1 protein-coding gene and 1 pseudogene are annotated in these 1,530 nt (G+C 75.0%); both read left to right on the top strand.

All coding sequences use genetic code 11. The features are described from left to right. The first annotated feature begins 100 nt into the window (after positions 1-100). Positions 101-1,102, top strand: coding sequence for an HNH endonuclease (locus tag ACFUEL_RS39570; protein WP_380243045.1), 1,002 nt, complete (start codon positions 101-103; stop codon positions 1,100-1,102). A 25-nt stretch (positions 1,103-1,127) separates the two neighbouring features. Next, a pseudogene (locus ACFUEL_RS39565) lies at positions 1,128-1,530 on the top strand (hypothetical protein); the annotation flags it as partial.

Genomic DNA, 1,530 nt, shown 5'->3' with positions numbered 1-1,530 from the left:
GCCGGGTGCCCGCCGGTCGACCCCCGTACCCCGAACGCGAACGGCCGTTGCCCTACGCTGGTCCCCGAGGAAATCGGCTTCTGCCAGTGGGGGACCACAGATGACGACAGGCCGGCCCGGCACCACCGCCGTGCCCAACGCGGCCTACGCGGGCCAGGTGGTGCAGTTCCCGGACCCGGTCCGGGCCCAGCGCCACCCCCGGGGGGTGCGCGTCGACGAGAACGGGTACCCCGACTTCTCGCCGTACGCGGCCGCCGCCGCCGAGGTCGCCGACCCGCCGGAGGGCTTCGGCGTCGACGAACTGCGCCTGACCGACTACGTGTCGGCCAACGCCGCGCTCTACACCCAGGGCCACGAGCTCTGGGCCGACCTGGACAGCGCCGTCGCCACCCCGCCCGGCTGGACCTGGCACCACGCCGTCGCCGGCGCCCCCGAGGGCTGGCGCCGGATGGAACTCGTCCCGGTCGAGGTCAAGGCCCTGCTGCGGCACCACGGCGGCCTGGCCCGCTCCACCGCCGACCACGGCCGCCGCGGCACCCGCCCGCTCCAGGACCACCGCCCCGCGCACTTCTCGCTCGCCAAGGACGGCGGAGACCCGGTCACCGTCACCGAGGACCTCGTCCAGCGCGCCGAGCAGCGCCTCGGCCACCCGCTGCCGACCGCCTACCGGGACTTCCTCAAGGTCACCGGCGGCCGCGGCCCGGTCGGCGTCGCCCTCGACGTCGACCTCGGCCTGCTCGTCGACCAGCCCTTCCTCACCCTCAGCGAGGAGTACGGCACCGACGACCTGGTGTACGCCAACAAGTGCCTGCGCGACCACCTCAGCAAGGACCACCTCGCCGTCGCCTACCTCCAGGGCGGCCTGCTGACCGTCAAGGTCCGCGGCGAGGACACCGGCTCGGTCGGCTTCCTGCCCTACGACGACGCCCGCGACGACGGCTCCGAGGGCCCCGTCGAACAGCGCGTGCAGCGCCTCCTGCTGCCCTGCGGCGACAGCTTCGACGCGTTCCTGCTGCGCCTGGCCGGCAGCCCGGCGGAACTGGAGACCGTCGCCGAACTCATGGTGGACGGCGGCTTCGCCCGCGCCGTCCCGGCGAACTGACCCGAGGACAGGGGAGGGACGAGACGTGGTGACCACGTACGCGCAGGCGCGGGAGACCGCCGAGGACTGGATCAACGCCGGGGTGCCGCGCTCGCAGCACCGGGAGGTGAAGGTCCGCGAGTTCGACCTCGGCTACGTCTGCTGGGCCGTCGACGGCAGCGAGCACACCGGCGGCCCCGGCAGCACGCTGCGCCTGGTGATCGCCCGCGACAGCGGCGCCAGCACGCTCTGGCCGCCGCTGCCGGTCAACGAGGTGGTCCGGCAGTACGAGGAGCTGTACGGCACCGGGGGCGCCCCCAACCCGGCCGGCGCCGCCAAGCCGGTGCGCGGCGACGTCGAGGCCACCTCCTTCCTGCTCAGCCCCCCGCAGTGGCTGCTGGAGGCCGGGGCCGCCGCGGTCGCCGCCGAGGCCGAGCGGATCGCCGAGC

The organism is Kitasatospora sp. NPDC057198 (genome assembly GCF_042670125.1).
In the GTDB taxonomy this organism is placed as follows: domain Bacteria; phylum Actinomycetota; class Actinomycetes; order Streptomycetales; family Streptomycetaceae; genus Kitasatospora.
Note: the sequence above shows the minus strand (reverse complement) of the source record. Positions and strands in the feature narration are given on the sequence as shown.